This window comes from Streptomyces sp. SID14436 (assembly GCF_010548465.1).
Taxonomy (GTDB): domain Bacteria; phylum Actinomycetota; class Actinomycetes; order Streptomycetales; family Streptomycetaceae; genus Streptomyces.
In genome coordinates this window covers 1-1,724 of record NZ_JAAGMD010000083.1, presented here as the reverse complement: position 1 = coordinate 1,724, position 1,724 = coordinate 1, and the positions used below count along the sequence as shown (strand labels likewise).

Sequence of the window (1,724 nt, the reverse complement as noted above, 5' to 3'; positions counted from 1 at the left end):
CGGCGGGCCTCGCCGCCCTGCTGCGGGAGCGGCGCGGGGACCCGGCGGACCGGTCCCCGCCCCGGGGCCGGGCCGCGGTGCTGCTGGGCATGGCCGTCGCCCCGCTCGGGGCCGTCGGTTACGTTCTGTGGGTCGGCCACCGCACCGGCGGGGGCCCGCTGGGATATCTCGACGTGCAGGCGGGCTGGCGCAACGGTTTCGACGGCGGCTACGCCTTCGCGCGTTTCACGGCCGAGAAGTTCACCGCCCCGGCGACGGTCCCCGCGGGCCTCGCACTGGTCGTCGGGGTGGGTCTCCTGGTGTGGCTCTACGGGGTGTGCGTACGGCAGCGGCAGCCGCTCGGGCTGCTGGTGTACGCGGGGGCGGTGACCGTGCTCGCCCTGTGCGCGTCGAGCTACTTCGGCTCCAAACCGCGCCTGCTGCTGCCCGCCTTCCCCCTGCTGCTGCCCCTCGCCCTGGGGCTGGCCCGGCTGCGTACGCCCAGGTCGGCGGCGGTGCTGGGAACCCTGGCGGTGGCGTCGGCGGTGTACGGCGCCTTCTGGCTGAACGGCTCGGGTCCGCCGTGACCGCCCGGATCCGCGGTGGGCGCTCCGGTCCGCCGTGACCTTCGGCGCAATTCCGTGCGGGTCCCGGATGAACGAATTGATAAGCGCGGTAAAACCGCCACTCCGAATGATCAGAAGAAAGAAAGGGCGCAGCGTCCCGCGCTTTTGGATTCGCTTGCCGGATTGCCCTTCCTGAGAGGAATCCCACATCACATCGTCATCACAACCCCGCTGATTCGACGGGGTTCACCGCTCACTCGCTGTAACGTCGATTGGGTGCGTACCGAACGGAAGCCCACCCGTCTGGACCGGGTGTTCGCGAGGCTGGATCGTGAGCCGGAACGACCGGCCCACATCGACGTGCCGCGCATGAGCCGGCACCGGGTGGTGCTCTTCGGCTCCACCCTGGCCTTCTACCTGGCGATCGTGTGGGCCGTCGTCATCACCTCCTGGCTGGTCCGGCTGGACTGGCAGGTGATGTTCTTCCGCCCCTACCAGCAGTGGCCGCAGCTGCACGCCTTCGTCGACTACTACGTGGTGCTCGGCCAGCGCGGCCCGACCGCCGTGATGGTCGCGGCCTGGCTCGGCTGGCGCTCCTGGCGCCAGCACACCCTGCGTCCGCTGCTCGCGCTCGGGGTCTCCCTGCTGCTGCTCAACGCCACCGTCGGCGCGGCGAAGTACGGCATGGGACGCCTCGGGCCGCACTACGCGACTGAGGTCGGCTCGAACGAGATGTGGCTCGGCGGCGATATATTTCCCAGCGGTCACACCGCGAACGCCGTGGTGACCTGGGGCATCCTGGCCTACCTGGCCTCCACCCCCCGGGCCCGGCGCTGGCTGTCCGCCCTGTCCGCGGTGACCTCGCTCGGCGTGGGGATGGCCACCGTCTACCTCGGTACGCACTGGCTGAGCGACGTCCTGCTGGGCTGGGTCGCGGGCCTGCTGATCCTGCTGGCCCTGCCCTGGTTCGAGCCGATGATCGCGCGCGCCGAGGCCCGCATCCTGGGCCTGCGGGACCGCCTGCTGGAGCGCTGGAGGCTCAGGGCGGGGCGCCGCCGGGCCGTGGGCACGCCGCCGGTGGTGGTCCGGCCGCTCACCGACCGCGAGGGCGCTCCCGTCCCGGCGGGCCGTCCGGCCGCCCGGGCACCGGTCTACCTGGCCCCCGGCCCGCACACCTCG

Annotated in this window: 1 protein-coding gene and 1 pseudogene; both read left to right on the top strand. The window is 72.2% G+C overall.

Annotation, left to right across the window (positions count from 1 at the left end; all coding sequences use genetic code 11):
• Nucleotides 1-566, top strand: a pseudogene (locus G3I53_RS03055) (hypothetical protein); the annotation flags it as partial.
• A gap of 255 nt (nucleotides 567-821) precedes the next feature.
• A partial coding sequence (locus G3I53_RS03050; protein ID WP_164437997.1) for a phosphatase PAP2 family protein occupies nucleotides 822-1,724 on the top strand: 903 nt, incomplete at its 3' end.